Origin of the sequence: Bradyrhizobium sp. CCBAU 53351, assembly GCF_015291745.1 — a bacterium.
Taxonomy (GTDB): domain Bacteria; phylum Pseudomonadota; class Alphaproteobacteria; order Rhizobiales; family Xanthobacteraceae; genus Bradyrhizobium.
Genome location: NZ_CP030059.1, coordinates 502,121 through 524,782, shown reverse-complemented (window position 1 = coordinate 524,782; position 22,662 = coordinate 502,121). Strand labels below are relative to the sequence as shown.

Below are 22,662 nucleotides of genomic sequence, written 5' to 3'. Positions count from 1 at the left end.
AAAGCCCTACTCGTTCCGCGCGATCGCCGTCAGCTTGGTCATGTTCCTCAGCAATATCCGGCCGCGCTGGAGATCCAAGATCGCTTCCTTGCGCCAGGCCTGGAGCTGACGGTTGACGCTCTCGCGGGCGGCGCCGACGAAGACGCCGAGCTGTTCCTGCGAGATGTGCACCTCGGAGCCGAAATCGGCGGCGAGCGCGCAAAGCCGTCGCGCCAGGCGCACCGGCAGCGGCTGCAGCATGGATTCTTCCATGCGCTCGCTTTGCCAGCGGATGCGCTGGCACAGCAGTGCGATGATCTTGATCGCGACCTTCGGCTCACGTTCGAGGAAGGCGAGAAAATCTTCGCGCCGCAGTACGAACAATTCACTGGCCTCGCCCGCGGTCGCATCCGCGGTGCGGTTCTGGCCGTCGAGCACGGCCACTTCGCCGAACAGGTCGCCCGGTCCCATGAAATTGAGCGTGAGCCGGCTGCCGTCGGAGGCGCCGGTCTCGATGCGGACCTGACCGCGGCGCACGCCGAACAGCGCGTCCCCGGGATCGCCCTTCTGGAACAGCACCTCGCCATTGCCCAGATGCTGGGTGTGGCAGAGATTGGACAGCCGCTGGAGCTCGTCTGTACCGAGATCCGCGAACATCGCGTTCATCTTCAGAATGACCGCAAATTCGGCCTGCTTGCTCATTTCAATGTCCTTGTGAACGTCCAGGTCAGGTGTCTTGTCAGTGGTCTCGGCAAATCGCTTGAAATCATCACCGTCAGGATCGCGTAAAACCGCGCCGGGGAAGTGTGTCATAAGTCACATAACTTTGCAGCACCCCCTGACTATTTTTACGCGCTTGGAGCCGCTTCCCGTCCGGGGATAAACTCCGGCGCAAAGGACGGGTGCAAAGGACGGTCATCCGCGGGATTCGACGCCGATTGGCCGTCGCTGGAAAGTCGAGATGAGAGTAGTGAAATTCGCCGGCGCGGCTTTGTCCGCCGTCATCATCGTGATCGTGCTCCTGCTGGTGATCGGGATCCCATCGGGCTTCCTGAGCTCGACGATCGCCTCGCGCGTCGAGAGTGCGACCGGCTATCGGCTGTCGATCGACGGCACCACGAAGATCAGCCTGTGGCCGACGCTGAACGTCACCCTGAACGACCTCACGCTTGCCGACCCCCGGGATCGCAGCGGCATCACGCGCCTGACGATCGACAGCGTGCAGGCCGACATGTCGCTCTCCAGCGTGTGGTCGGGCCGCCCCGACATCAGCGAGCTCATCGTCACCCATCCCGTGCTCTACCAGCCGCTGCTGCGGGAGCGCCTGCCAAATGCGGGAGGCGCGTCGAAGCCGCTCGCGATCGATGCCAACGGCGCCTCGATCGCCCGCGTCAAGGTCACCGACGGCGAAGTCGCGTTCACGCGCGTGCGTGATCGTGTCGAGGGCCGCATCAGCGCCATCAACGCGGACGCGGTCGTGGGCCGCGACCGCAAGGTCAACATCACCGGCACCGCGCGCGTCGGCGAGCACCCGACCAAGTTCGACATCAAGGCGACGACGCCGGCGCCGCCGGCCGACCGGCCGACGATCCCGGTGGATTTCGCCATCGACATGCCCGATGTGCTCAAGTCCCAGCTCACAGGCCATGCCGAGATGCGGCTGAACGGTGATCTCGTGATGATCAACGGCGTGAATGGCAGGCTCGGCGACGGCGCCTTCAACGGCTGGGCGTCGGTCGACATTGCGAGCAAGCCGCTGGTGAAGGTCGATCTCGACTTCCAGCGGCTGTCGGTTCCGCTGGCGAAATCGCCGCAGGGGACGTCCGGGCAGCCCTGGAGCAATGCGCCAATCGACGTGTCCGGGCTCAATTATGTCGATGCCCAGATCAGGATCTCCGCGAACGAGGCCGTGATCGGCGATGCCCGCATCGCACCGCTGGCGCTCGATGCCAAACTCGCCGGCGGCGTATTGAAGGCCGGCACCGCCAATCTCGGCGCCTATGGCGGCCAGGTCTCGGGTGAAGTGATCCTCGATGCGACCACGGGCGCGCCGAGCTTTGCCATGCACTCCGACCTCGTCGGCGTGCGCGCGCTGCCGCTGCTGCAGGGCCTTGCCGAATTCGACCGCATCGACGGCAAGCTGCAGGCCAAGCTCGCGCTGCGCAGCGCCGGCACCAGCCAGCGCGCGCTGATGGCGAACATGCAGGGCACCGCCTTCGTCAATTTCCAGGACGGCGCCATTCGCGGCATCAATGTCGCGCAGATGATCCGCTCGCTGACATCGGGCACGCTGTCCGGCTGGCAAGACAACCAGAGCTCCAACCAGAGCCCCGGTCAAGAGCAGAGCACGGACCTGTCGCAGCTCTCGGCCTCGTTCCGCATCGACAAGGGTCAGGCGGTCACCACCGATCTCAACCTGATCGGTCCGCTGGTGCGCGTCACCGGCGCCGGCACCATCGCGCTCGACACCAAGATGATGGGTTTTCGCGTCGAGCCGAAGCTGGTGATGACGACCGAGGGCCAGGGCCGCGCCAACGAACCGGTCGGCTTCGGCATTCCCGTGATGATCCAGGGCTCCTGGTCGCAGCCGCGGATCTACCCCGACATGGCCGGCATGCTGGACAATCCGGACGCCGCCTATGCCAAGCTGCGCGAGATGGGCAAGGGCCTGTTCGGCCCCGACGGCGCCGGGCTCGGCAATATCCTGGGCAGCCTCGGTAGCAATCTTGGTCTTGGCGGAGCCGCCGCGCCGGGCGGCAATCCCGCCGGCACTGCCAATCCGCAGGCCCAGCAGCCGGGGCAGAATGATCTGCTCGGCGGGCCGCTGGGGGCGGCGATCGGCAATTTGATCCAGCAGGGCTTGTCGAGTGGCGCGGGAAGCAGCACCGGCGCCGCGCCAGGCAGTGGCCGCAGCCGCAGCCTGCCGGCGACACCCTCCACACCGGCGCCGCAGGCCTCGCCCGCGCCCCCCGCTATGGACGACCCGCCGGTCGCGCAGCAGGACAGTCAGCCAATGAACGACGTGCTGCGGCAACTCTTTAACCGGTGATGGGCGGATTGGCGGGCTGGGCTCCAGGGCAATCCCCTTACATCAGCCTCCCCGCCCCCGGCTTCCTCCGAACGGATGAGGCTGCGACAATTCAGCCCCGTCCGTCTGCCCCCGGCGCCCACAGCGGGTAACCAATCCGGCCAGTCGGCCCGGCCGCGCGGCGGTCCTTTGGCCCAAATTGTGATAGAACGGCCCCGCAGGGCCTACGGCCCGTAGCGCCGGCGTCGATGGCGGCGCGAGAGGATCGGGATGGCAGGAGCGAACGACAAGACACGATCTCTGCGCGGGGGCCTGTTCGCCAAATACGTCGTCTCCCTCGTCGGCCTCGTCGTGTTCGTCCTCGCCGTCAACGGTGCGATGGAGACCTGGATCTCCTACCGCGCCACCAAGACACAGCTGACCGACGGCCTGGAGGACAAGGCGCAGAGCGCCGCCCGGCGCATCGAGCAGTCGATCTCCGAGCTCGATCGCCAGATCAGCTGGGTGACGCGGGCGAGCCAGGACACGCTCGAGAAGCGCCGCGCCGACTATGCGTCGCTGCTGCACCAGGTCTCTGTCGTCAACCAGCTGTTCCAGCTCAATGGCGAAGGCCGCGAGGTGCTGCGCGTCTCGCGCCAGTCGACCACGACCGGCAGCAACGCGGACCTTTCCCGCGACATCCGCTTTACCGAGACCGTTGCCCGCGGCGTCAGCTATGCGCCGGCCTGGTTCGCCGGCGGCACGCCGTTGATGTCGATCTCGGTGGCGCATTCCGGCTTCAATGCCGGCGTCACCGTGGCCGAGATCGATCTCGGCTTTCTCTCCGACTTCCTGTCCGACGCGCAGGTCGGCAAGGCCGCCTTCGCCTATGTGGTCGATCCGCGCGGCCGCGTGCTGGCGACGTCCTCGAAGGGCCCCGAGGTCGGCAAGGATCTGTCGAAGCTGCCGCAGGTCGCGGCCGCGATCGCGCCCGGCCACGAGGGCGACAGCACGGGCACCGACTTCAACGGGCATTCGGTGATGAGCGCCGCGAGCACCGTGCCCAAGCTCGGCTGGAGCGTGCTGTTCGAGCAGCCGACCACGCAGGCCCTGATGCCGATCCGCGACCAGCTGGTGCGCATCGCGCTGCTGATCGGCATCGGCCTGATGGTCGCGATCCTCGCCGGCACGCTGCTCGCCCGCCGCATGATCATCCCGATCACGGCGCTGCGTGATGGCGCGCAACTGCTCGGCGAAGGCGATTTCAGTCACCGCATCGACGTGCACACCTCGGACGAGCTGGAGGACCTCGCCGGTCAGTTCAACCGGATGGCCGGCCAGATCCAGGAGACCTATTCGAACCTGGAGACCAAGGTCGAGGAGCGCACGCGCGACCTCGCGCAGTCCATCAACGAGCTGAAGGTGCTGGAGGAGGTCGGCCGCGCGCTCGCCGCCTCGCTCGATCTCAACGCCGTGCTGTCGACGATCGCCGCGCGCGCGATCGAGATCACCCATGCCGATGCCGTGCTGATCTACGGCTTCGATGCCGAGCGGCGCCGCTTCAACCTGGTCGAGGCCGGCGGCATCGACAAATCCGCCGACGGCGCGCATGTCACCATCGACGACGGCGAGAACATCCTGAGCGATGCCGCTGGGAGCGGCGAGCCGATCGCGCTGGCCGATCTCGAACAGGCCGCCGAGCAGCCGCTGCGCGAGGTCGCGCTCGCGGCCGGCTTCCACTCGGTGCTTGTGGTGCCGCTGGTCGACCAGCAGGGCACGCTCGGCTCGCTTGTGGTGCTGCGCCGCGCCGGCGGCGAGTTCGCACCTAGCATCATCGGCCTGATGCGCACCTTCGCCAACCAGGCCGTGCTGGCGATGCGCAATGCGCGCCTGTTCACCGAGGTCGATCACAAGGGCCGCGAGCTCGGGGCGGCGAACGAGACCGTCCGTGCGCAAGCCGACCAGCTGCGGAGGCAAACCGAGCAGCTGAAGGACTGGAACAAGTCGCTGGAGGAGCGGGTCCAGACCCAGCTCGGCGAGATCGAGCGCATCCGCAAGCTCGAGCGCTTCCTGGCGCCGCAGGTGGCGCAGCTGATCGCCTCCTCCGACAGCCCCGAGGGACTGCTCACCAGCCAGCGCCGCGAGGTGACGGTGGTGTTCTGCGATTTGCGCGGCTTCACCGCGTTCACGGAGGCGACCGAGCCGGAAGAGGCGATGAACGTGCTGCGCGAGTATCACGCAGCGCTCGGCGAGCTGATCTTCAAATACGAGGGCACGCTCGACAAATATGCCGGCGACGGCGTGATGATCCTGTTCAACGCGCCGATCCAGTTCGAGGACCACACCAGGCGCGCCGTGAAGATGGCGGTGGAGATGCGCGACACCATCGGTCCCCTCACCGAGCGCTGGCGCAACCGCGGACACAGCCTCGGCTTCGGTATCGGCATCGCGCTCGGCTATGCCACGCTCGGCCAGGTCGGCTTCGAGCAGCGGCTGGAATATGCCGCGATCGGCAGCGTCACCAACCTCGCCTCGCGCCTGTGCGGCGAGGCCAAGCCCAACCAGATCGTGGTGAGCCGCCGCGTCTACGGCATGGTCGAGCCCTGGGTCGAAGCGCAGCCGCTCGACGATCTCCAGCTCAAGGGCTTCAACCACCCCGTGCTGGCGATGGAGATCCTGAGCTGGCACGAGGAGGCGGACAACGTGGTGGACGCGGCCGCGGTGCGGATGCGGGGATAGCGGCTGCAGCGGCATCGTAGCCCGGATGGAGCGACGCGAAATCCGGGGGAGTGCCACAATCGACAGAAGTCCCGGATTGCGCGTCGCTCCATCCGGGCTACGGCCTCAAGCAAAACATGAAAAACAACCCCATGCACAGTAGGCGGGGTCTGCAAGATCAATGAGTTACGGGATTGCCCAGACGCCGGATTGCAAGGCTCTTTGACACATCGGCCAAAACATCGGCGGAGCTGCATCATCCCGTCATCCTCCGAACCACATCCCCCTTCCCCGCGACTAACCCTCGCCTCAACGGCGAGGCTCGAACCTGGATGGAGACGGTCCGTGGCGTTTGCCTTGCCTTCGCGTGCTTATGATCTGCAGATGCTGGACCGGCCCGCTAACCGGGCGCGCGACCAGGGCTGGGTCTATGGGTTGCCGCCGGGCATCTCGAGCGAGCAATGGCCGCTCGATCCCGTCACCGGCTATCCGCTGATGCACGGCTTCACGCTGAAGCTGCCGGAGGATTATCGCGTGCATGGCGAGGACATCGTCGCAGTGTCGTTCTTCGCCACCCCGCCCGATCACAATGACGGCGGCGCGCCTGATGATCCTGAAGTCCGGAACGCGGTCATGGCGCGGCCCTCGCATCCGCGCCTGTCGCGCATGACCGACATTCTCGACTACGAATATGCCGCGCTGCTGCTGACCAAAGCCGAATACGAAGGCCCGTTCGCGACACCGCCGGCGCCGCTTGCGCTGGCGACGGCCGATCGGCCACGCTGGCTCGATGTCGGCGGCGCCTGCGCTTTCTTCGAGGCCGCCCCGCCCTTCGCGCAGAAGATGTTCGCCCGCCCTCCGCGTGCCGATCTGGCCGAAACCCTCGCGATCGGCCTGATGCCGCGCGCGACCGATCCCAACGCCGGCAAGGCCCCGCAAGATCCGCATATCCCGCGCAACCCGCCGAGCGACTATCAGTCCTACTATTATTTTGCCGGCGGCGTCCCGACCACCGAGAACTACCGCCTGCATGATTGGGCCAAGGATTACGCCCGCGACCATCTCGGCGGCACCATGCGGCCCTGCCAGCAGGTGCCGGAGATGAGCCCGTTCTATATCGAGTTCGAGGAATATTTCGGCGGCTACAATTTCGGCGGCGGCAACGCGCAGCTCGACTTCAAGGACATGAAGTTCGACTGGGCGTGCGGCTGATCACGCCCCGCGCTTCGGCCCGATCGCCTCGAACCCCGCCTTCTGCTCATCGCTCAGATCAGCCTCGAAATCATCGAGCGCATCGGTGACGGCGTTCACGGCCGCAAGCATCGTCTGCAGCCGCGCCTTCGCGGCGGTGAGGCGGGCCTGCGGCGTCGCGGCTGCCTCCGTAGGGCACGCGCTCAGCGTTTCCATGGTACGCAGGGTGGTGTCCTGCAGCACCTCGAGGCGGGCGCGGGCGGTCTCGTCGAGGCGCAGCGTGGTAGCGATGTCGCCCGCAGGCCATTGCTGCTGCACCAGCTGCTCGTATTGACGCTGCAGCTTCTCGTCATAGCGGGGATCGGCGTCGGCGCTGCAGGCGGCGGCCGCCTGCGCATCCTTGCTCGGATCCTTGTTCGCGCCTTTGTTCGAATCCTTGCGCTGCATCGACGCAAACGCGGCGCGGCGCTGATCGGCGATGGCATTGAGCCGGGCCTTCTGATCGTCGTCGAGCAGGCTAGTGAACTTCGACAGCGGCGGTGCGACCGCGTCCAGGGCCTTGATCATGGCTTCGAGCCGCTCGCGCATGAGGCCGAGGCGCTCCGCCGCGGTCTCGGGCACTTGCGATGGGCAGGCGGCACGGATGCTGTCGCGGGCTTCGCTCCAGGCCGTCACGAGTTCGTCGAGCGCAGTGCGTTGCAATTCGTTCGGCGCTACGGCCGCGGCGATGCGATCCACCGGGAAGCCGCCGGGTTCGCTGGCATCGCAGACGTTCTGCGCCGATGGAATCCGGCGCGCGCGTTTGCCCTGCGGCGCGGTGTAGGCCGCGAGCTCGGTCGCCGCATAGGGCGCGAAGATCGCGGCATAGATGTCGCCATAGCCGTAGAGCGAGAGGCTGGTCGCATCGCCCGAGATCACAGCATTGGTGAGGTCGTCATGCGCGAACGGCCAGAACACCGGCCCGACCCAGCCATAGCTGCCGTCGGGATGACGCCACCAGCCTTGCGCGCGGCGGCCGCCCTGCCAGCCCGCAAGCGCGGCTTGCGCCGTCAGCGCCGCGCGCAGAACATAGGGGTTGGCAAGCTGGCCGCGCTCGGCACCGCGCGGGTCTTGACGTGGATCTTGCGATCTCAGCGCAGCGGAGCGGTAGCGGCCGCCCCGCACCGCCATGCGGGAATGGCGCAGGCGCGACATGCCGATCACGTGGCCGACGGCGAAACGCGCGACGCCGAATGGACCGCCGCGCAAACCGAACTGGGCCTCGGCTCTCTCGGGCAGCAGCACGGCCGCAATCAGGAGGGTCGCTCCGGTCAGCGCCAGTCCCATGCGTCCCGACATGACCGCCGACCTGACCAATTCGGCCTCCTCCAAGCGCGCACTGCGCCGCAGGCAAATGACGCGCGAGGGAACCAATTGTTCCCGGGGGATGCAGGGCAAAGCGTCGCGGGGCGTTCTCAAATGCCCTGCACGAACGACGCGGGGACGCTCGCTCACTCCGCCTTTTGCGGCATCACGAAGGTCTGGCCGGGATAGATCAGATTGGGATTGTGGATCTTGTCGCGGTTGGCGTTGAAGATCACGGCGTAGCGGGCGCCGTCGCCATAGGCGAGCCGGCTGAGCGTCCACAGGCTGTCGCCGCGGGAGATCACCCGGCTGCCGCCGGCCTCCGCCGGTGCGGCGTGAAGCGCGTCGGCCGGCGAGGCCGAGGCCACCGTGGTCGCCGCGGGCGCGCGCGCCATGACCCTGGGTTTCGGCCGGGCAGCTGACGCCAGACGCGGCGAGGCCGACGGCAGGGCGGCCACGACGTCCGATTTGTCATCCGCCTTCTCGGCCTGCTTCGGCTCTTGCCTGTTCTCTTGCTTCGCAACCGGCGCCGGGCGCGCGGGCGGCGGCGGCGCCTCGGCGATGGTCACCGGCATGGTCCGGCCGGACTGCGTGACCGTGCCATCCGGCGCCTTGGCCCGCAGCGTCAACTCATAGGATCCGGCGGGAAGCTGCGGCGGGGTCATCACGAACTGGCCCGAGGCGTCGGCAATCGCACTGTCGAGCGGCTTGCCGTCGCGCAGCAGCTCGACCCTGGCACCCGGCGCGGCCTGGCCCGCGATCACCGCCGCCTCGCCGTGATCGTCGACGCGGGCGACGTCGAAACGGGGGCCGGTGTCGGCGACCGCCGGCGGCGGCTTGACCGGCGCGAGATCGGGCAGCGCCGTGGCGAGCTTTTGGGTCTCGGCCAGTAGAGGCGCCTTGGACGCGGACTCGGGCTTGGGCTCGGCGGCCGGGACCGCCGCTGGCGCAGGTTCAGGTGCAGGCGGCGTCACGGCGGCCAGCTTGGGCTGGTCCGCTTTGGGCTGTTCCGGTTTCGGCTCAGGCTTGAGCTCGACCTTGGCCTCGGCTCTGGGTTCGACCTTGGCTTCCGGCTTGGCGGCGACCATGGTCTTGCTTCCGTCAGGCAGCAGGCGGCGCAGCTCGGTCGGGCCGATCACCAGCACCGTGCCGACCAGCGCGAGCAGGCAGAAAGCAATGAAGGCCTTGGATGCGGTAATCATCGGAAAAACCTTAATTGGCAAATCGACCGGGACCGGCAAATTGCGCCGATTTGGCTGCGGCAGCAAGACGGTCGATGGGATGATAGCGCCGTCCCGGCGCTATCAGGGATGAACCGGCGCCACGGTGCGGGTGTCCAATGATCAAGGCCGCACTCGCGGCATTTCTTCAAGGGAATTTTGCCGTGACCGTATTTTCCCGTGCCGCGCCAACTCTGTCATTTGGGCTGACGCTGGTCCTGATGCTCGCCGCCTCCCCTGCGCTCGCCGCCTCCGGTCCGCCGCCGGGGTTCGTCCTCACCGACAATGCCGACCTCGCCTTCACCTCGCCCGACGGCGCCACCAGGCTCGAGCAGTACATGAAGGACAGTGAAGACCTCTTCGAGGTCAAATGGCAGGTCTGGGCACGGCGCGGCAACCAGATGACGGAGCTGAAGCCCGAGCAAGGCTATGGCGCCGGCTTCCGCTTCACCAGCGACTCGCAATGGCTGGTGCGGATGCAGAAGACCGGCTCGGGCTCGCAGGATCTGTTTCTCTACCATGTCGAGAACGGCGCCTTCGTCAACGCGACGAAGCAGTCGCTCAGCGACCTCGCCTGGGCCTATTTCCACAGCCGGCCCGACACCAAGAACATGAAGCTCGACTACCACATCTCGGCCAATCTGATGAAGGGCACCGAGGATGCCTATCGCTGGCTCGGTGTCGACTGGCCCAACAACCGCTATCTCCTGATCTCGCTGTCAGGCGAAATGGACAATCATCCGAAGAACGTCGCGGTGAAGGGCCTCGCCAATTGGCGCTGCCGCTACGACCTCAAGACGGGGACCTTCGACGTGCCCAGGATGTTCGCCAAGAGCAACGCGGAAGCGTTGAACTGGGAGATCAAGCGGTAGATGCCGCAACGATGCTCTCTCCGTTCCTCCCCTCGCGAAGGAGGGAACACGCTTCCGTCGCGGCACCATGCGGGGTCTCGATCTGCGGTTGCTTTGCTCAGGAAGCCAACCTCCTGATTCCGCTCCGATTTACATTTGGCTAACCCTTACTGGTAACCGGGTCTTGTCGGTTTTGCCGCATCTTGCATCCCACGGGAGGGCTGCATGGGCACATCGATGCGATGGAGCGCGCGAGGACGCGCGTTGCTCCGCCGTTGGCGTGGGGCGCCGCTGACATGGTTGATCGCCGGCGGCTTCGTGCTGATGGCCGCGACGGCCGTCGGCACCGCGCTCACCGTCGACCGCTTCCGGCAGAATGCGATCGAGAGCGGCCGTGACCACCTCGAAAGCTCCGTGCGCCTGCTGGCCCGCCATTTCGACCGCGAGTTCGAGGATTTCGCGGTGCTGCAGAAGAGCATCATCGCCGAGCTCGAGAGCCGCGGCATCGCCTCCGTCGATGTGTTCCGCAGCGAGATGGGCACGCTGGCCATGCACGAGCTGCTGCGTGCAAAAGCCAGCGGCTGGTCCGACGTGGCCGGTGCCAATCTGTTCGATTCCCGCGGCATGCTGATCAACTCGTCGCGGCGCTGGCCGGTCCCCGATATCTCGGTCGCCGACCGCGGCTATTTCAACCGCCTCAAGAACGATCCCGCCTCGCAGGAAGAGATCGAGGTCGTGCCCGGCCGGTTCGGCACCGGGCCGGCGATCGTGTTCGCGCGGCGCGTTTCAGGTCCGCACGGCGAGTTCCTCGGGCTGGTCTCGCGCGCGATCGCGCCCGAGCAACTCGAGTCGTTCTTCGCCTCGACCGGGCTGGGCGAGGAATCCTCGATCGCCATGCACCATCAGAACGGCCAGCTGCTCGCGCGCATGCCGCGTGTCGATGCCATGATCGGGCAGAATTTCCGCAAGGGCAGCCCGGAACAGATGGCGGTGTTCGATCGCACCTTCGTCTCCATGCAGCTCGCAAGCCCGATCGACGGCAAGGACCGCATCGTCGCCTCACGTCTGCTCGCCGGCGAGCCGCTGGTCGTGGTCGCGACCAAGTCGCTGGACGCGACGCTCGCGACCTGGCGCACGCAGACGAAATTCTTCGTCACCGTCGCCGTGGCGTCGATCGGCCTCTTGGTGCTCACGCTATTCCTGATCTTCCGTCAGATGACGGGCCGGCTCTCGCTCGAGAAGCAGCGGCTCGACACCGCGATGAACACGATGACACAAGGACTCCTGATGTTCGATCAGGACGAGCGGCTGATCGTCTGCAACCGGCGCTACATCGAGATGTACGGCTTGTCCCCTGACGTGGTGAAGCCCGGCGCCGCGTTCCGCGACGTCATCCAGCATCGTCACGACACCGGATCGTTCCACGGCGACGTCTCGTCCTATTGCGACGACATCCTGAGCAATGTCGGGCGTACCCAGACCGCCATCGTCGAAACCGCCGACGGCCGCCTGATCGAGATCAAGAACCAGCCCGGCGCCGCCGGCGGCTGGCTCGCGACCCACGAGGACGTCACCGACCGCATCCGCGCCGACGAGCGCATCGCCCATATGGCGCATTACGACGCGCTGACCGATCTGCCGAACCGCGTGCTGATGCGCGGGCATCTGGAGCGGCGCGTTGCCGAGCTCCGCGAAGGCAAGCCGTTCGCCATCCTCTATATCGACGTCGACGAGTTCAAGGGCGTCAACGATTCGCTCGGACACGAGGTCGGCGACGAATTGCTCCGCCAGGTCGCGAACCGCCTGCGCGCCTGCGTGTCCGGCAACGATCTCGTCGCGCGGCTCGGGGGCGACGAGTTTGCCATCGTCAAGGCCGGCACGAGCGATCCGGCCGAGCTGACGGCGCTGGCGGAGAACATCCTCACGGCGTTGCGCGCGCCGGTGGACTGCAAGGGCCAGGACATTCCGACCGACGCCAGCATCGGCATCGCGATCGCGCCCGATCATGGCGACAATCTCGACGATCTGCTCAAGCGCGCCGATCTGGCGATGTACGCGGCGAAGTCGGAGGGGCGCCGCACCTACCGGATCTTCGCGCCCGAATACGACGCCAAGGCGCGGCTGCGCCGTCAGCTCGAGCTCGATCTGCGCCAGGCGCTGGTTCGTGGCGAGTTCGAGGTGCACTACCAGCCGCTGGTCGATCTCGCGGCCAACGTCGTAACCGGCTGCGAGGCGCTGTTGCGCTGGCGCCATCCGGAGCGCGGCATGATCTCGCCGGCAGACTTCATTCCCGTGGCGGAAGACACCGGGCTGATCGGCGAGATCGGCGAATGGGTCTTGAGGCAGGCCTGCCGCGAGGCAGCCTCATGGCCCGGCCAGATTCACATCGCGGTCAACGTCTCTCCGGTGCAGTTCCGCTCGCGGACGCTGGCGCTCAAGGTCGCAGCCGCGCTCGCGGAGTCGGGGCTGGCGCCCGGACGGCTCGAGCTCGAGATCACCGAGACGGTGCTGATCCGCGACGACGAGGAGGCGCTGACGATTTTGCAGCAGCTGCGCGAGCTCGGCGTGCGCATCGCGCTCGACGATTTCGGCACCGGCTATTCGTCGCTGAGCTATCTGCACCGCTTCCCGTTCGACAAGATCAAGATCGACCGCAGCTTCATCAGCGACATCGGCCAGTCCGAAGATTCCTCGCCGATCGTGCAGGCCGTGGTGCACATGGCCGCGGCCCGCCGCATGGCGACGACCGCCGAAGGCGTCGAGACCGAAGCCCAGCGCGAGGTGCTGCGCCAGCTCGGCTGCAGCCAGATGCAGGGCTGGCTGTTCAGCCCGGCGGTGCCGGCGGCGAAGCTGAAGCTGCTGCTGGCGGCGCAGGCGGCGGCAGCTTAGCGACGCCTCCTCTTCAGCGGGACGCCCGCTCCGCGAAATGGTCGCGGGGAAAGGCGCCCTCCTCGACGCCTCAGCCTGAAGGCCGCCATTCGCTCTACGTCTTCTTCCCCTGTCTTGTGGTCGCGAGCAGCACGAGGAGGAAGGAGCCCGCCGTCATCAGCGCCGATATCGCCGCAATTGTGGGATCGATCTCGTCCCGAAGCGCCGTGAACATGCGCTTGGTCAGCGGCTGGTATTGGCCGCCGGAGATGAACAGCGCGACGATGGTCTCGTCCATTGCCGAGATGAATGCGAAAATGCCGCCAGCGACCACGCTGGACTTGATCTGCGGCAGCGTCACCGCAAAGAAGCTGCGGAGACGGTTCATGCCGAGGCTGCGCGCCACCATTTCCTGCGCGGGATCGAAGCTCTGCAGGCCGGCCAGGACGGAAATGACGACATAGGGCAGGCCCAGCATCACGTTCGCGAGCACGAGACCGGGCATGGTCGCGACCAGGCCGACCTTGGCGTACACGAAGAAGATGCCGACAGCGGTGATGATGATGGGCACCACCAGCGGCAGCAGCAGCGTCATGTGGATCAGCCGCATGATCCGCAGCTTCGACTGGCTGATGGCATAGGCGGCGGCGACGCCGAAAGGGGTCGCGATCGCAACGGTCAGCAGTGCAACCGTCAGCGTCACCCGCGTCGCCTGCATCCATGCCGGATTGGAGAAATAAAGCTGGTACCAGCGCAGCGAGAAGGACGGCGGCGGGAAGGTCAGGAAGCGCGCGCTGGAGAACGAGATCGGCACGATGATCAGAACCGGCAGGATCAGATAGACCAGCACCAGCGCGCTGACCACGTACAGAACAATCCGTGCGGTTGAGGCGCGCATCATTTCTGCCCCAACACGCGATCGAGCGAGATGAAGCGGCTGACGACGAAGAAGGTCGCGAGCACGCTCGCGAGCAGCACCACCGCGACGGCGCTCGCCGCGCCGAACTGGTTGTAGAGCTCGACGTTTCGGCTGACGAGCATCGACACCATCACGGTGCGACCGCCGCCGAGCAATTCGGGCGTGATGTAGAAGCCGAGGCAGAGCACGAACACCATGGTGCAGCCAGCGAGCACGCCCGGCAACGACAGCGGCAGGAACACGCGGAAGAAGGTGAGCGACGGGCTCGCGCCCAGGCTGGCGCCGGCCTGCATCAGGTCGTTCGGGATCTTCTGCATGGCGGCATAGAGCGGCAACACCATGAACGGCAGCAGGATATGCACGGTCGCGACCACCGTGCCGAACGTATTGTGGACCAGCGCGAGCGGTTCCGAGATCACATCGAGATAGCGCAGGAACTGGTTGATCACGCCGGTACGCTGCAGCAAGGCCAGCCAGGCATAGGCGCGCACCAGCACGCTGGTCCAGAACGGAAGCACGACCAGCGACAGGATGAGGATGCTCCACCCTTTCGGCAACGAATTGGCGAGATAGGCCACGGGATAGCCGAGCAATAGCGCGATCACCGTGACTGCGAGGCTGATCTCGAAGGTCAGAGCGAAGCTGCGCCAGTACACGTCCTCGGTGAAGACGCGGCGATAATTCTCCAGCGTAAAGCCGTCATGGTAGACCGACTGCCAGGCGAGCCAGCCGACCGGCAGCACGATCAGCGCCAGGATCACCAGCAGCGCCGGCGACACCAATGCCAGCATCAGGCCGTGCTCGCGGCGCTGATGCTTCAGGGATGGATCTTGCACTGATGTCGTCAACGCTGGCTCCGCCTACTTCTGCATGAACGACGCCCAGCGCTTCTCGGCGGCCTCTCCGGCCGGCGAAGACCACCAGGCATAGGACATCAACGCCTGCTTCGCCGCATTCGCCGGCTCGCTCGGCAATTGCGCGGCACGCTCGGGCTTGATCACGTTGGTCTCGAACGCCTTGGGATTGCCCGGGCCGTAGTCAATCTGGAGCGGCAGATTGGCCTGGTGCACGGGGTCGACGGCCTCGTTGAGAAATTTCACCGCCGTGTCGAGGTTCGGCGCACCCTTGAGGATGCACAGCGAGGTGCTCTGCAGGATGCCCTGGTTATAGGTGAACGACACTTTGGCCCCTTCCTTGGCGACAGCGCTGACGCGGCCGTTCCACGCCATCTCCATGTCAACCTCGCCGTCGTTGAGGAGCTGCGCCGACTGCGCGCCCGAGGTCCACCACACCGTGATGTGCGGCTTGATCTCCTCCAGCTTCCTAAAGGCGCGGTCGACGTCGAGCGGATAGAGCTTGTCGGGCGCGACGCCGTCGGCCATCAGCGCGGCCTCGAGCGTGGCGAACGGGTGGTTGCGCAGCGCGCGGCGTCCGGGGAATTTCTTCACGTCCCAGAAATCGGCCCAGCTGTTCGGGGCGCCCTTCGGAAAGGTCTTCTGGCTAAAGGCGAGCACGCTGGAATAGAACTCGTAGGACACCGAATAGGCGCTGCGATACGCTTCCGGCATCGCCGCACCGTTCGGAATCTTGGAGAAATCGAGCTTCTCGATCAGGCCCTGCTCGCCGCCACGCAGGCAATTGCCGGTCGGCGTGTCGACCACGTCCCAGATCGGCTTGCCGCTGCCGACCTGCGTCTTGATCGCGGGCCAGGCGTCGGGAATGGAGTCCTGGTTGATGGTGATGCCGAGCTTCTTGGCGGAGGGATCGAGGATCGCCACCGTCTGCGCCTGCTGATAGGCGCCGCCCTGCGAGACGAAGGTGATCTGCTCGGCGGCATCAGCCGCGGTGCCCCCGAGCGCGAGCACGCCAAGCAGCGTGCAGCCAAGTTCGAAATTGCGTTTGGTGTTCATCGTCGCCTCCTCCTTCGCCAAAATTGGCTTACCGGCCGATCGCATCGAGAAACTGGTACCAGCCGGCGACCAAGCGTATGGCGGGCTCGCGCAGCGGATAGAACGGAATGGATTTCATGCGCCAGACATCGAGCAGGCCGACGTCAGGCGTCTCACCGCGCACGAGGGCCGCGAGATAGCGCCCCATCAGGCTCGACATCGCAACGCCGGCGCCGTTGTAGCCCATCGAGACCAGCGTGCGATCGTCGAGCCGGCCGATATGCGGCACCGAGTCCAGCGTCATCGCGACGAGGCCGGACCATTTGTATGCGAGCGGAATGTCGGCGAGATCGGGAAAGATGCCGACCATCGCCTTGCGCAAGGCGTCGAAGGCGGCCTGCGAGTCCTGTTTGCCGAACGCGCCGCGGCCACCGAAGATCACGCGGTTGTCGACCATGCGGAACCAGCGCATCATGCGCTTGGTTTCGGTATAGGTGCGCCCGGTCGGCATCAGTTTTCCCGCGAGATTGCGCGGCAGTCTTTCCGTCGCGACCATGGCGCTGCGGAACGGAATCAGCGTGCGCTGCATGTGCGCGGTGGCGGCGGTCAGATCCGAATAGCTGTTGGTCGCGATGATGGCCTGCTTGGCGCGCACCGCGCCTTGCGGCGTCTCGGCGACGATGCCGTCCTTGTCCCGGTAGAGCTTGGCCACAGGCGATTCCTGGAAGATCGGCACTCCGCGGCCGGTCACGCCATCGGCGAGACCGCGCAGATAATTCAGCGGATGGATGCCGCCCGAGCCGGGATTGAGGACGCCGCCGACGAAGACGTCGGAGCCGGTCTCCTCGCGCACGCCGTCCTTGTCGAGGATGCGGACCGCTGCCGAGCCCATCTCGCGCGTCATCCAGTTGGCCTCGTCGATCGCGGCCCGGAGCGTCGCCTCGTTGTGTGCGGCCTTGACCTGGCCGGTGCGCGTCAGGTTCGCGCCGGCGATGCCGAACTCCGACACCAGTTCCTCGACCATGTCGGTCGCTTGATGCGCGATTTCGTACATGCGCCGCGCCATGGCGCGGCCGTGTGCGGCGTCGATCTCGCGGAACGAGAGGCGAAACTTTGCGGTGATCACGCCGCCGTTGCGTCCGCTCGCGCCCCAGCCGGGGCGGTTTGCCTCCAACACGACGGGCGACAGGCCGCTCTTGGCGACATGATGCGCCGCGGACAGACCGGTATAGCCTGCGCCGATGATCACCACGTCCGCCTGGCTCTCGCCCGACAGCACCGGAAAGGCGCGAGCCGGATTCGCCGTGGCTTCCCACAGCGAATCGACCGATGGCAGCGCGCGCCAATCCTGCGTCATGGCCGCGCTCATCTACTCCACTGGCCCGATTGCGGCGTCGGCGAGCGCCTTCAGGGTCGGGTAATGGAAGTCCGGCTTGGTCAGCGCCTCCACCGCCGGCGTGCCGCCGAAGCCGGCGATGCCCTGTCGGCGTTCGATCCAGCACACCTTATAGCCGAGCTTCCGCGCGATCCCGATGTCGTGATACTGGCTCTGCGCGACGTGCAGAATGTCGGACTGCTTGTAGCCGAAGGCCGACTGGCGGCCCTTGTTGTAGGCGAAGAATTCCGGGTTCGGTTTCGCCACACCGGTGTCGTCGGCGCAGACGGTGTCGTCGAAGGGATTGCCGAGCGCATGGGCGTAGCAGGACAGCGCGACGCGGTCGGCATTGGTCATCGCGACCAGGCGGAATTTCGTGCGCAGCCGCTTGAGCGCCTCGACCGAATCCGGGAACGGCCCCCAGCGCAGCACGGCGAGCTGGAACACGTCGCAGGACGCATCGTCGGCGGGCAGCCCGAGCTCCTTCGCGAGATAGCGGTAGACATGGAACATCACCTCGCTGGAGCGCTCGTAATGCTTGTCGCGGCCGCGCTTGTAGGATTCGAAGATCACGTCGTCGCTGAGCTCGGCCGGCGTCTTGCCCGAAATCTTGCGCACGGCGGCGAGCACGCCGGTTTCGAAGTCGATCAAGGTGCCGACGACGTCGAAAGTGAGAACCTTGAAGTTGCTGAACGCGGCTTGGGTCGACATGTCGTTTCTTCTCTCGGCTTGGATGAATCTGAAGTTCAATCCCCCGCCCTGGGCACGACGATCGTGTCCTCGGGGTGGAGCGTGACGGTGAGGCTGCCGCCGAGCGGCGGGATACGGTGATAGGCCTGGTGGTAGCTCGGCTGGCGCAGGCTGAGCGCGATGCCGTCGGCGAGCGCCAGGAAAATGCGAAGGCTTTCGCCCTGGTAGACGATGTCGGTGACGGTGCCGGTCAGCCGGTTGCAAGCGGCGTCCTGCGCGCCGTCGTCGATCAACAGCTTCTCGCTGTGCACGGCCAGCATCAAGGCATCGCCATCGGGAACGGCGCGTGCGCTGCGCAGCAAAGCATTGCCGAGCGCGATGCTGGAGGCATCGACGCGCCGAACGGGCAGCATGGTGGCTTCACCGATGAAGCTGGCGACGAAGGAATCCGCGGGATGATCGTGCAGCCGCGCCGGCTCGTCGATCTGGACCAGCCGGCCGTCCTTCATCACGGCGACGCGGTCGCTCATGGTCAGCGCCTCGCGCTGGTCATGGGTGACGTAGATGATGGTGGCCTGGATGCGCCTGTGCAGCGAGCGCAGCTCGATCTGCATGGATTCGCGGAGCTGCTTGTCGAGGGCGGAGAGCGGCTCGTCCATCAGGATCAGGCGCGGCTCGAAGATCATGGCGCGTGCGAGCGCGACGCGCTGGCGTTGGCCGCCGGAGAGCTGCGCGATGCCGCGCTCCTCATAGCCGGCGAGGCCAACCATGCCGAGCGCGGCACGCACCTTGTCCGGCCATGAGGCTTTCGGCAGGCGCCGCGCGCGCAACGGAAAGGCGACGTTCTCGCCGACACTCATGTGCGGGAACAACGCGTAGTTCTGGAAAACCACGCCGATGTCGCGCTTGTGCGGCGGCATGTAGGTGACGTCGCGGCCGCCGAAGAGAATCGTGCCCGACGTTGGAAGAATGAATCCACCCAGGATACCGAGCAGCGTGGTCTTGCCGGAGCCGGAGGGGCCGAGCAGGGAGACGAATTCACCGGCGCCGACCGTGAGCGAAACATCATCGAGGGCGCGAACGGCGCCATAGGCCTTGCTGGCAGACCTGATCTCGACGCTTTCCGCTCGCTTGTCCAAGATCGACCTCGCCATGTCCCGAGCTGGCGTGCCTCGCTGCGCGCCATAAGCCTGCTTTATAGACAGAGTGCTCGCTGCGATCGTGGCGGAAGCGTGCGCTGCACCAAATCGTCGCTCTGAGCCGCTGTCTTTGGGCCGTCATGTCGATGACACCAGACTTGCGAAAACTCGGCAATTGCCAAATTCTCACCGCGCTCATAACATGACGTTATGCCCGAGCTCCGCCGCATGCTGCCATCCAGCAACGCCCTGTTCGTCTTTGACGCAGCGGCGCGCAATGGCAGCTTCACCGCAGCGGCGGCGGAATTGAACGTGACGCAGCCGGCGGTGAGCCGGATGCTCGGCCAGTTCGAGGAGCATCTCGGCGTGCGCCTGTTCGATCGCAAGGCAGGCCGCGCCGTGCTCACCGAGGAAGGCGAATTGCTGTATCACCGCGTGCTCGAAGGCTTCCGCAGCATCGAGAGCGGGCTTGTCGAGATCGAGCGGCGGCGCAAGGGCACCGAAACGGTGACGCTGTCGGTCTCCTCAGCTTTCACCACGCACTGGCTGATGCCGCGCATCGACAAGCTGCAGAAGCAGTTTCCGCAAGTCGACCTACGCTTCCAACTGATCTCCGGCGCGTTGCGCGGGCCGGTCGAGAACGTCGATCTCGGCATGCGCTTTCGCGATCGCGACGAGCCCTCCTCCGACGGCACGCTGGTGATGAAGGAGGTCATGCTGCCGATGTGCAGCCCCGGCTATCTCGGGGACACCGATCCTGCCGAGGGCAACACCATCATCCGTCTTGCCGAGACGCCGGGCGACTGGGCCGCGGATTACGCATCGTTTCTGACCGGGCGCCGCGGCTCAGCCAAGGGGCTGAGCTTCACCGATTATGCCGTGGTCGTGCAGGCAGCCCTGCTAGGCCAGGGCATCGCTCTCGGCTGGCTGACGGTGACCTCGCATTGGCTTCTGACCGGCGCGCTGGTACCGGCCTCCGATACACTGGCCACCACGCGCCGCCTCTGCGAGTTTCTGCCGCCCCGCAACCGGCCCATGCGGCCCATCGCCGCCGAAATCCGGGACTGGATCATCGCGCAGATGCGAAAAGAGGTGGCGGCGATCGACCGGCAATATCCGCAACTTGGATTGATGTCGGCCTGCTATGGCGTGAGCCTGACCTAGAATCGGCGACGGCAGACAAGCGATCTTGATCTGCTCTGCCTCGACGACGATCACTGGCTCTCCGCGCTGATGTCACTTGCGTCCTCGGCTGCCTTGGAAAAATCCGAACCGCGCCGAGCGCCGCGAGCAGGGGTGGCTCACATCTGCCGTCTGGCGGCCTGCACTTCGACGAACTCGGCGTCGGGATGGCTGACGATGGTGGCGACCCAAATGCCGCTGATGATCAGCGACCAGGCGGTGTCCCAATAAATCCAAAACACGAGCCAGCCTCCATCTTCATCTCACCCGCCCGCGGGACCGGGGTAACGGCAACGCGGTGCTGCCGTTCCCGACGCGGGGCGCGGCACGACCGCGCGGCAAGGGCTATTTGGATTTGGTCGGTGGCGGCGCCTGATCGGTTTGGCCGGTGTGGCGCTTTGCCACGACGTCCTCATCGCGCTCGCCCTGCTGCGGGCGCGGTGGCGACTTGGGCAGGCCGGCCTGACCGCCATGCTTGCCTCCCATGTCGGGCTTACCTTCGAGATCGTTTTCGCGGGGCATGCGCCTTCAATGCGCGGGCGCGGCTTTGGTTCGCATTGCGCCGGCCAATTTCGACTGTGAACGAGATCATAGGATTGCCGCGGTTTGCAGTGCACGATCGAAATGCCCTGACTTTCCATGACGCCGACGGATTCGACCAGATGCGGAAACGGCTCATCGCCTGGACCATCCTGACCTCAGCGCTGGTTGCGGTCGTCGTCTGGACCGTGCTCGGACCGCCCGCGCATCCGTCCGGCCCGCATCTGCCCTCGCGCACCGCGGCGATGCGGTAGCCGTCGGCGGCGACCGATGCGATTTCGGCATCGATCGATCCCCATTGGAATTTGGTGCGGCGGTGCGCCGCCCGCTATCCTCGTCGGCAAAACGGCAATGCCGCGCCGCGGCCTTCAGGAGGAGCCCATGTCGAGACCGACCCGACGCAGCGCATCGCCACGCGCTGCGATCGCCACCACCCTGTTCGCTGCCCTCACTCTCATTTCTGGAGTCCGCGCCGGCATGGCCGACACCTTCGCCTATGTCGGCAACGCCGACAGCAACGACATCAGCGTGTTCAAGATGACCGAGAGCGGCGAGATGAGTCCGGTGCAGACGGCCGCCTTCACGGGCGTCGACAAGCCCGGCTCCTCGACGCCGCTCGCGATCACGCCCGATCACCGCGTGCTGATTGCCGGCGTGCGCTCGCAGCCCTATCAGGCCGTGAGCTTTGCGATCGATCCCAGGACGGGCCAGCTCAGCCCTGCCGGCAACGGACCGCTGGCCGACAGCATGGCCAATATCGCCGTCGACCACAGCGGCAAGTTCCTGTTCAGCGCCTCCTATGGCGGCAACAAGGTCGCGCTGAATCCGTTGAACGCGAACGGCGTCGCCGGCGAGCCGAAGCAGGTGATCCCGACCGGGCTGAACGCGCACGCTTTCCTGCCCTCGCCCGACAACCGCTTCGTGTTCGCGACCAATCTCGGCTCCGACCAGGTGCTGGCCTTCGCGTTCGATGCCACCACGGGCACGCTGACGCCGAGCGATCCGCCGGCCCACAAGGTGCCGGAGAAATCGGGGCCGCGGCACTTCGTGTTCCACCCCAATGGCAAGTTCGTCTATCTCCTGCACGAGCTGAACGGCGACGTCGCGGCATTCACCTATGAAGCCAGGAGCGGCGCCTGGGACGAGATCCAGCGCACCACCGCGCTGCCGGAAGGCTTTTCAGGAAAGCCCTGGGCCGCCGACATCCACATCACCCCGGACGGCCGCTTTCTCTACGCCTCCGAGCGCACCACCAGCACGCTCACGGCCTACAAGGTCGACGTATCAAGCGGCAAGCTGACCACGATCGGCAGCGTGCCGACCGAGAAGCAGCCGCGCGGCTTCCAGGTCGATCCCTCGGGGCGCTACCTCGCCGCAGTCGGCGAGCTCTCCGACAGCATGACGGTGTACGCGATCGACCAGAGCAGCGGCGCGCTGGCCAAGCTGAAATCCTATCCGACCGGCAAGAAGCCGAACTGGGTGGAGTTCCTGACCCTGCCGTGAGGGGGGCCGGGCCGGCCTACGTAAACATCCGTAATTTCGGAAGGCGCGACTTATTGTCATATCAGCGGTCATGGACCGTCAGATCGTCTTCAAGTGCCCGCAGACCGGCATGAACGTGCAGCATCGGCTCAATGACGAGCCGACCGACCGCACGCATGTATCGGTGTCCTGTCCGGCCTGCACGCGGCTGCATCTGATCGAGCGGGCCAGCGGCAAGCTGGCGGGCAACCGCCGCGGCTGAGAGGCT

At 66.1% G+C, this 22,662-nt stretch carries 20 protein-coding genes; 9 read left to right on the top strand and 11 right to left on the bottom strand.

The window, feature by feature from the left end; all coding sequences use genetic code 11:
• Positions 1–6: 6 nt before the first annotated feature.
• Positions 7–681 carry a Crp/Fnr family transcriptional regulator gene (locus tag XH83_RS02510; protein ID WP_063198283.1) on the bottom strand — a complete coding sequence of 225 codons (675 nt, stop codon included), beginning with the start codon at positions 679–681 and terminating at the stop codon, positions 7–9.
• A gap of 259 nt (positions 682–940) precedes the next feature.
• On the opposite strand from XH83_RS02510, the gene XH83_RS02505 reads away from it, so the two are divergent.
• The 3 genes from XH83_RS02505 to XH83_RS02495 all read left to right on the top strand — a co-directional run bounded on the left by XH83_RS02505 (position 941) and on the right by XH83_RS02495 (position 6,916).
• A complete protein-coding gene (locus tag XH83_RS02505) occupies positions 941–3,028 on the top strand; it encodes an AsmA family protein (RefSeq protein WP_194405523.1) in 2,088 nt (695 codons plus the stop codon).
• Positions 3,029–3,277: 249 nt separating this feature from the next.
• Complete coding sequence (locus XH83_RS02500; protein WP_194405522.1) at positions 3,278–5,725, top strand: adenylate/guanylate cyclase domain-containing protein; 2,448 nt, start codon at positions 3,278–3,280, stop codon at positions 5,723–5,725.
• Positions 5,726–6,049: 324 nt separating this feature from the next.
• On the top strand, positions 6,050–6,916 hold the full coding sequence (locus XH83_RS02495) for a hypothetical protein (RefSeq protein WP_194405521.1): 867 nt from the start codon (positions 6,050–6,052) through the stop codon (positions 6,914–6,916).
• On the opposite strand, the gene XH83_RS02490 is transcribed toward XH83_RS02495, so the two are convergent.
• Positions 6,917–8,233, bottom strand: coding sequence for a Spy/CpxP family protein refolding chaperone (locus tag XH83_RS02490; RefSeq protein ID WP_194405520.1), 1,317 nt, complete (start codon positions 8,231–8,233; stop codon positions 6,917–6,919).
• A gap of 152 nt (positions 8,234–8,385) precedes the next feature.
• Positions 8,386–9,441 (bottom strand): LysM peptidoglycan-binding domain-containing protein, encoded by a 1,056-nt coding sequence (locus tag XH83_RS02485; RefSeq protein WP_194405519.1) that lies wholly within the window; start codon positions 9,439–9,441, stop codon positions 8,386–8,388.
• A gap of 239 nt (positions 9,442–9,680) precedes the next feature.
• Here XH83_RS02485 and XH83_RS02480 point away from each other — a divergent pair, with 239 nt between their 5' ends.
• The gene (locus tag XH83_RS02480) at positions 9,681–10,331 is read left to right on the top strand and encodes a hypothetical protein (protein ID WP_194408138.1); all 651 of its coding nucleotides are present in this window, start codon (positions 9,681–9,683) and stop codon (positions 10,329–10,331) included.
• A 204-nt stretch (positions 10,332–10,535) separates the two neighbouring features.
• Positions 10,536–13,199 carry an EAL domain-containing protein gene (locus XH83_RS02475; protein ID WP_194405518.1) on the top strand — a complete coding sequence of 888 codons (2,664 nt, stop codon included), beginning with the start codon at positions 10,536–10,538 and terminating at the stop codon, positions 13,197–13,199.
• 94 nt (positions 13,200–13,293) lie between these two features.
• On the opposite strand, the gene XH83_RS02470 is transcribed toward XH83_RS02475, so the two are convergent.
• The 6 genes from XH83_RS02470 to XH83_RS02445 all read right to left on the bottom strand — a co-directional run bounded on the left by XH83_RS02470 (position 13,294) and on the right by XH83_RS02445 (position 19,190).
• On the bottom strand, positions 13,294–14,079 hold the full coding sequence (locus XH83_RS02470; RefSeq protein WP_194405517.1) for an ABC transporter permease: 786 nt from the start codon (positions 14,077–14,079) through the stop codon (positions 13,294–13,296).
• Positions 14,076–14,888, bottom strand: coding sequence for an ABC transporter permease (locus XH83_RS02465; protein WP_194408137.1), 813 nt, complete (start codon positions 14,886–14,888; stop codon positions 14,076–14,078). Before XH83_RS02465 ends, XH83_RS02470 begins: the two co-directional genes overlap by 4 nt.
• A gap of 69 nt (positions 14,889–14,957) precedes the next feature.
• Positions 14,958–16,007 carry an ABC transporter substrate-binding protein gene (locus tag XH83_RS02460; RefSeq protein WP_194405516.1) on the bottom strand — a complete coding sequence of 350 codons (1,050 nt, stop codon included), beginning with the start codon at positions 16,005–16,007 and terminating at the stop codon, positions 14,958–14,960.
• Positions 16,008–16,035: 28 nt separating this feature from the next.
• Entirely contained in the window at positions 16,036–17,343 is a 1,308-nt protein-coding gene (locus XH83_RS02455; RefSeq protein ID WP_246776400.1) for an FAD-binding oxidoreductase, read from the bottom strand.
• Between the two features lie 12 nt (positions 17,344–17,355).
• Positions 17,356–18,072, bottom strand: a complete 717-nt coding sequence (locus XH83_RS02450) for an HAD family hydrolase (protein WP_194405514.1) — start codon at positions 18,070–18,072, stop codon at positions 17,356–17,358.
• Between the two features lie 35 nt (positions 18,073–18,107).
• The gene (locus XH83_RS02445; protein WP_194405513.1) at positions 18,108–19,190 is read right to left on the bottom strand and encodes an ABC transporter ATP-binding protein; all 1,083 of its coding nucleotides are present in this window, start codon (positions 19,188–19,190) and stop codon (positions 18,108–18,110) included.
• 210 nt (positions 19,191–19,400) lie between these two features.
• Between XH83_RS02445 and XH83_RS02440 the strand changes: the two genes are divergently transcribed.
• Positions 19,401–20,354, top strand: coding sequence for a LysR family transcriptional regulator (locus XH83_RS02440; protein ID WP_194405512.1), 954 nt, complete (start codon positions 19,401–19,403; stop codon positions 20,352–20,354).
• 137 nt (positions 20,355–20,491) lie between these two features.
• Here the strand turns inward: XH83_RS02440 and XH83_RS40185 are convergent, their stop codons facing one another.
• Both XH83_RS40185 and XH83_RS02435 read right to left on the bottom strand, forming a co-directional pair.
• Entirely contained in the window at positions 20,492–20,614 is a 123-nt protein-coding gene (locus XH83_RS40185) for a hypothetical protein (RefSeq protein ID WP_256438880.1), read from the bottom strand.
• 103 nt (positions 20,615–20,717) lie between these two features.
• On the bottom strand, positions 20,718–20,894 hold the full coding sequence (locus XH83_RS02435; protein ID WP_194408511.1) for a hypothetical protein: 177 nt from the start codon (positions 20,892–20,894) through the stop codon (positions 20,718–20,720).
• A 140-nt stretch (positions 20,895–21,034) separates the two neighbouring features.
• On the opposite strand from XH83_RS02435, the gene XH83_RS40180 reads away from it, so the two are divergent.
• The 3 genes from XH83_RS40180 to XH83_RS02425 all read left to right on the top strand — a co-directional run bounded on the left by XH83_RS40180 (position 21,035) and on the right by XH83_RS02425 (position 22,656).
• Positions 21,035–21,166: a hypothetical protein gene (locus XH83_RS40180; RefSeq protein WP_256438879.1), complete on the top strand. Its 132-nt coding sequence runs from the start codon at positions 21,035–21,037 to the stop codon at positions 21,164–21,166.
• A gap of 127 nt (positions 21,167–21,293) precedes the next feature.
• Positions 21,294–22,415, top strand: coding sequence for a beta-propeller fold lactonase family protein (locus XH83_RS02430; RefSeq protein ID WP_194405511.1), 1,122 nt, complete (start codon positions 21,294–21,296; stop codon positions 22,413–22,415).
• A gap of 70 nt (positions 22,416–22,485) precedes the next feature.
• Positions 22,486–22,656: a hypothetical protein gene (locus XH83_RS02425; RefSeq protein ID WP_194405510.1), complete on the top strand. Its 171-nt coding sequence runs from the start codon at positions 22,486–22,488 to the stop codon at positions 22,654–22,656.
• The last annotated feature ends 6 nt before the right edge of the window (positions 22,657–22,662 follow it).

Bases quoted from the DNA above. Each gene is read 5' to 3' on its own strand.
- XH83_RS40180 (WP_256438879.1), top strand. From the start codon at position 21,035: ATGCGGAAACGGCTCATCGCCTGGACCATCCTGACCTCAGCGCTGGTT.
- XH83_RS02465 (WP_194408137.1), bottom strand. From the start codon at position 14,888: ATGCTGGCATTGGTGTCGCCGGCGCTGCTGGTGATCCTGGCGCTGATC.
- XH83_RS02425 (WP_194405510.1), top strand. From the start codon at position 22,486: ATGGACCGTCAGATCGTCTTCAAGTGCCCGCAGACCGGCATGAACGTG.
- XH83_RS02480 (WP_194408138.1), top strand. From the start codon at position 9,681: ATGCTCGCCGCCTCCCCTGCGCTCGCCGCCTCCGGTCCGCCGCCGGGG.
- XH83_RS02475 (WP_194405518.1), top strand. From the start codon at position 10,536: ATGGGCACATCGATGCGATGGAGCGCGCGAGGACGCGCGTTGCTCCGC.
- XH83_RS02470 (WP_194405517.1), bottom strand. From the start codon at position 14,079: ATGATGCGCGCCTCAACCGCACGGATTGTTCTGTACGTGGTCAGCGCG.
- XH83_RS02510 (WP_063198283.1), bottom strand. From the start codon at position 681: ATGAGCAAGCAGGCCGAATTTGCGGTCATTCTGAAGATGAACGCGATG.
- XH83_RS02490 (WP_194405520.1), bottom strand. From the start codon at position 8,233: ATGTCGGGACGCATGGGACTGGCGCTGACCGGAGCGACCCTCCTGATT.
- XH83_RS02430 (WP_194405511.1), top strand. From the start codon at position 21,294: ATGTCGAGACCGACCCGACGCAGCGCATCGCCACGCGCTGCGATCGCC.
- XH83_RS02505 (WP_194405523.1), top strand. From the start codon at position 941: ATGAGAGTAGTGAAATTCGCCGGCGCGGCTTTGTCCGCCGTCATCATC.
- XH83_RS02455 (WP_246776400.1), bottom strand. From the start codon at position 17,343: ATGACGCAGGATTGGCGCGCGCTGCCATCGGTCGATTCGCTGTGGGAA.
- XH83_RS02460 (WP_194405516.1), bottom strand. From the start codon at position 16,007: ATGAACACCAAACGCAATTTCGAACTTGGCTGCACGCTGCTTGGCGTG.
- XH83_RS02440 (WP_194405512.1), top strand. From the start codon at position 19,401: ATGCCCGAGCTCCGCCGCATGCTGCCATCCAGCAACGCCCTGTTCGTC.
- XH83_RS02435 (WP_194408511.1), bottom strand. From the start codon at position 20,894: ATGCCCCGCGAAAACGATCTCGAAGGTAAGCCCGACATGGGAGGCAAG.
- XH83_RS02500 (WP_194405522.1), top strand. From the start codon at position 3,278: ATGGCAGGAGCGAACGACAAGACACGATCTCTGCGCGGGGGCCTGTTC.
- XH83_RS02450 (WP_194405514.1), bottom strand. From the start codon at position 18,072: ATGTCGACCCAAGCCGCGTTCAGCAACTTCAAGGTTCTCACTTTCGAC.
- XH83_RS02485 (WP_194405519.1), bottom strand. From the start codon at position 9,441: ATGATTACCGCATCCAAGGCCTTCATTGCTTTCTGCCTGCTCGCGCTG.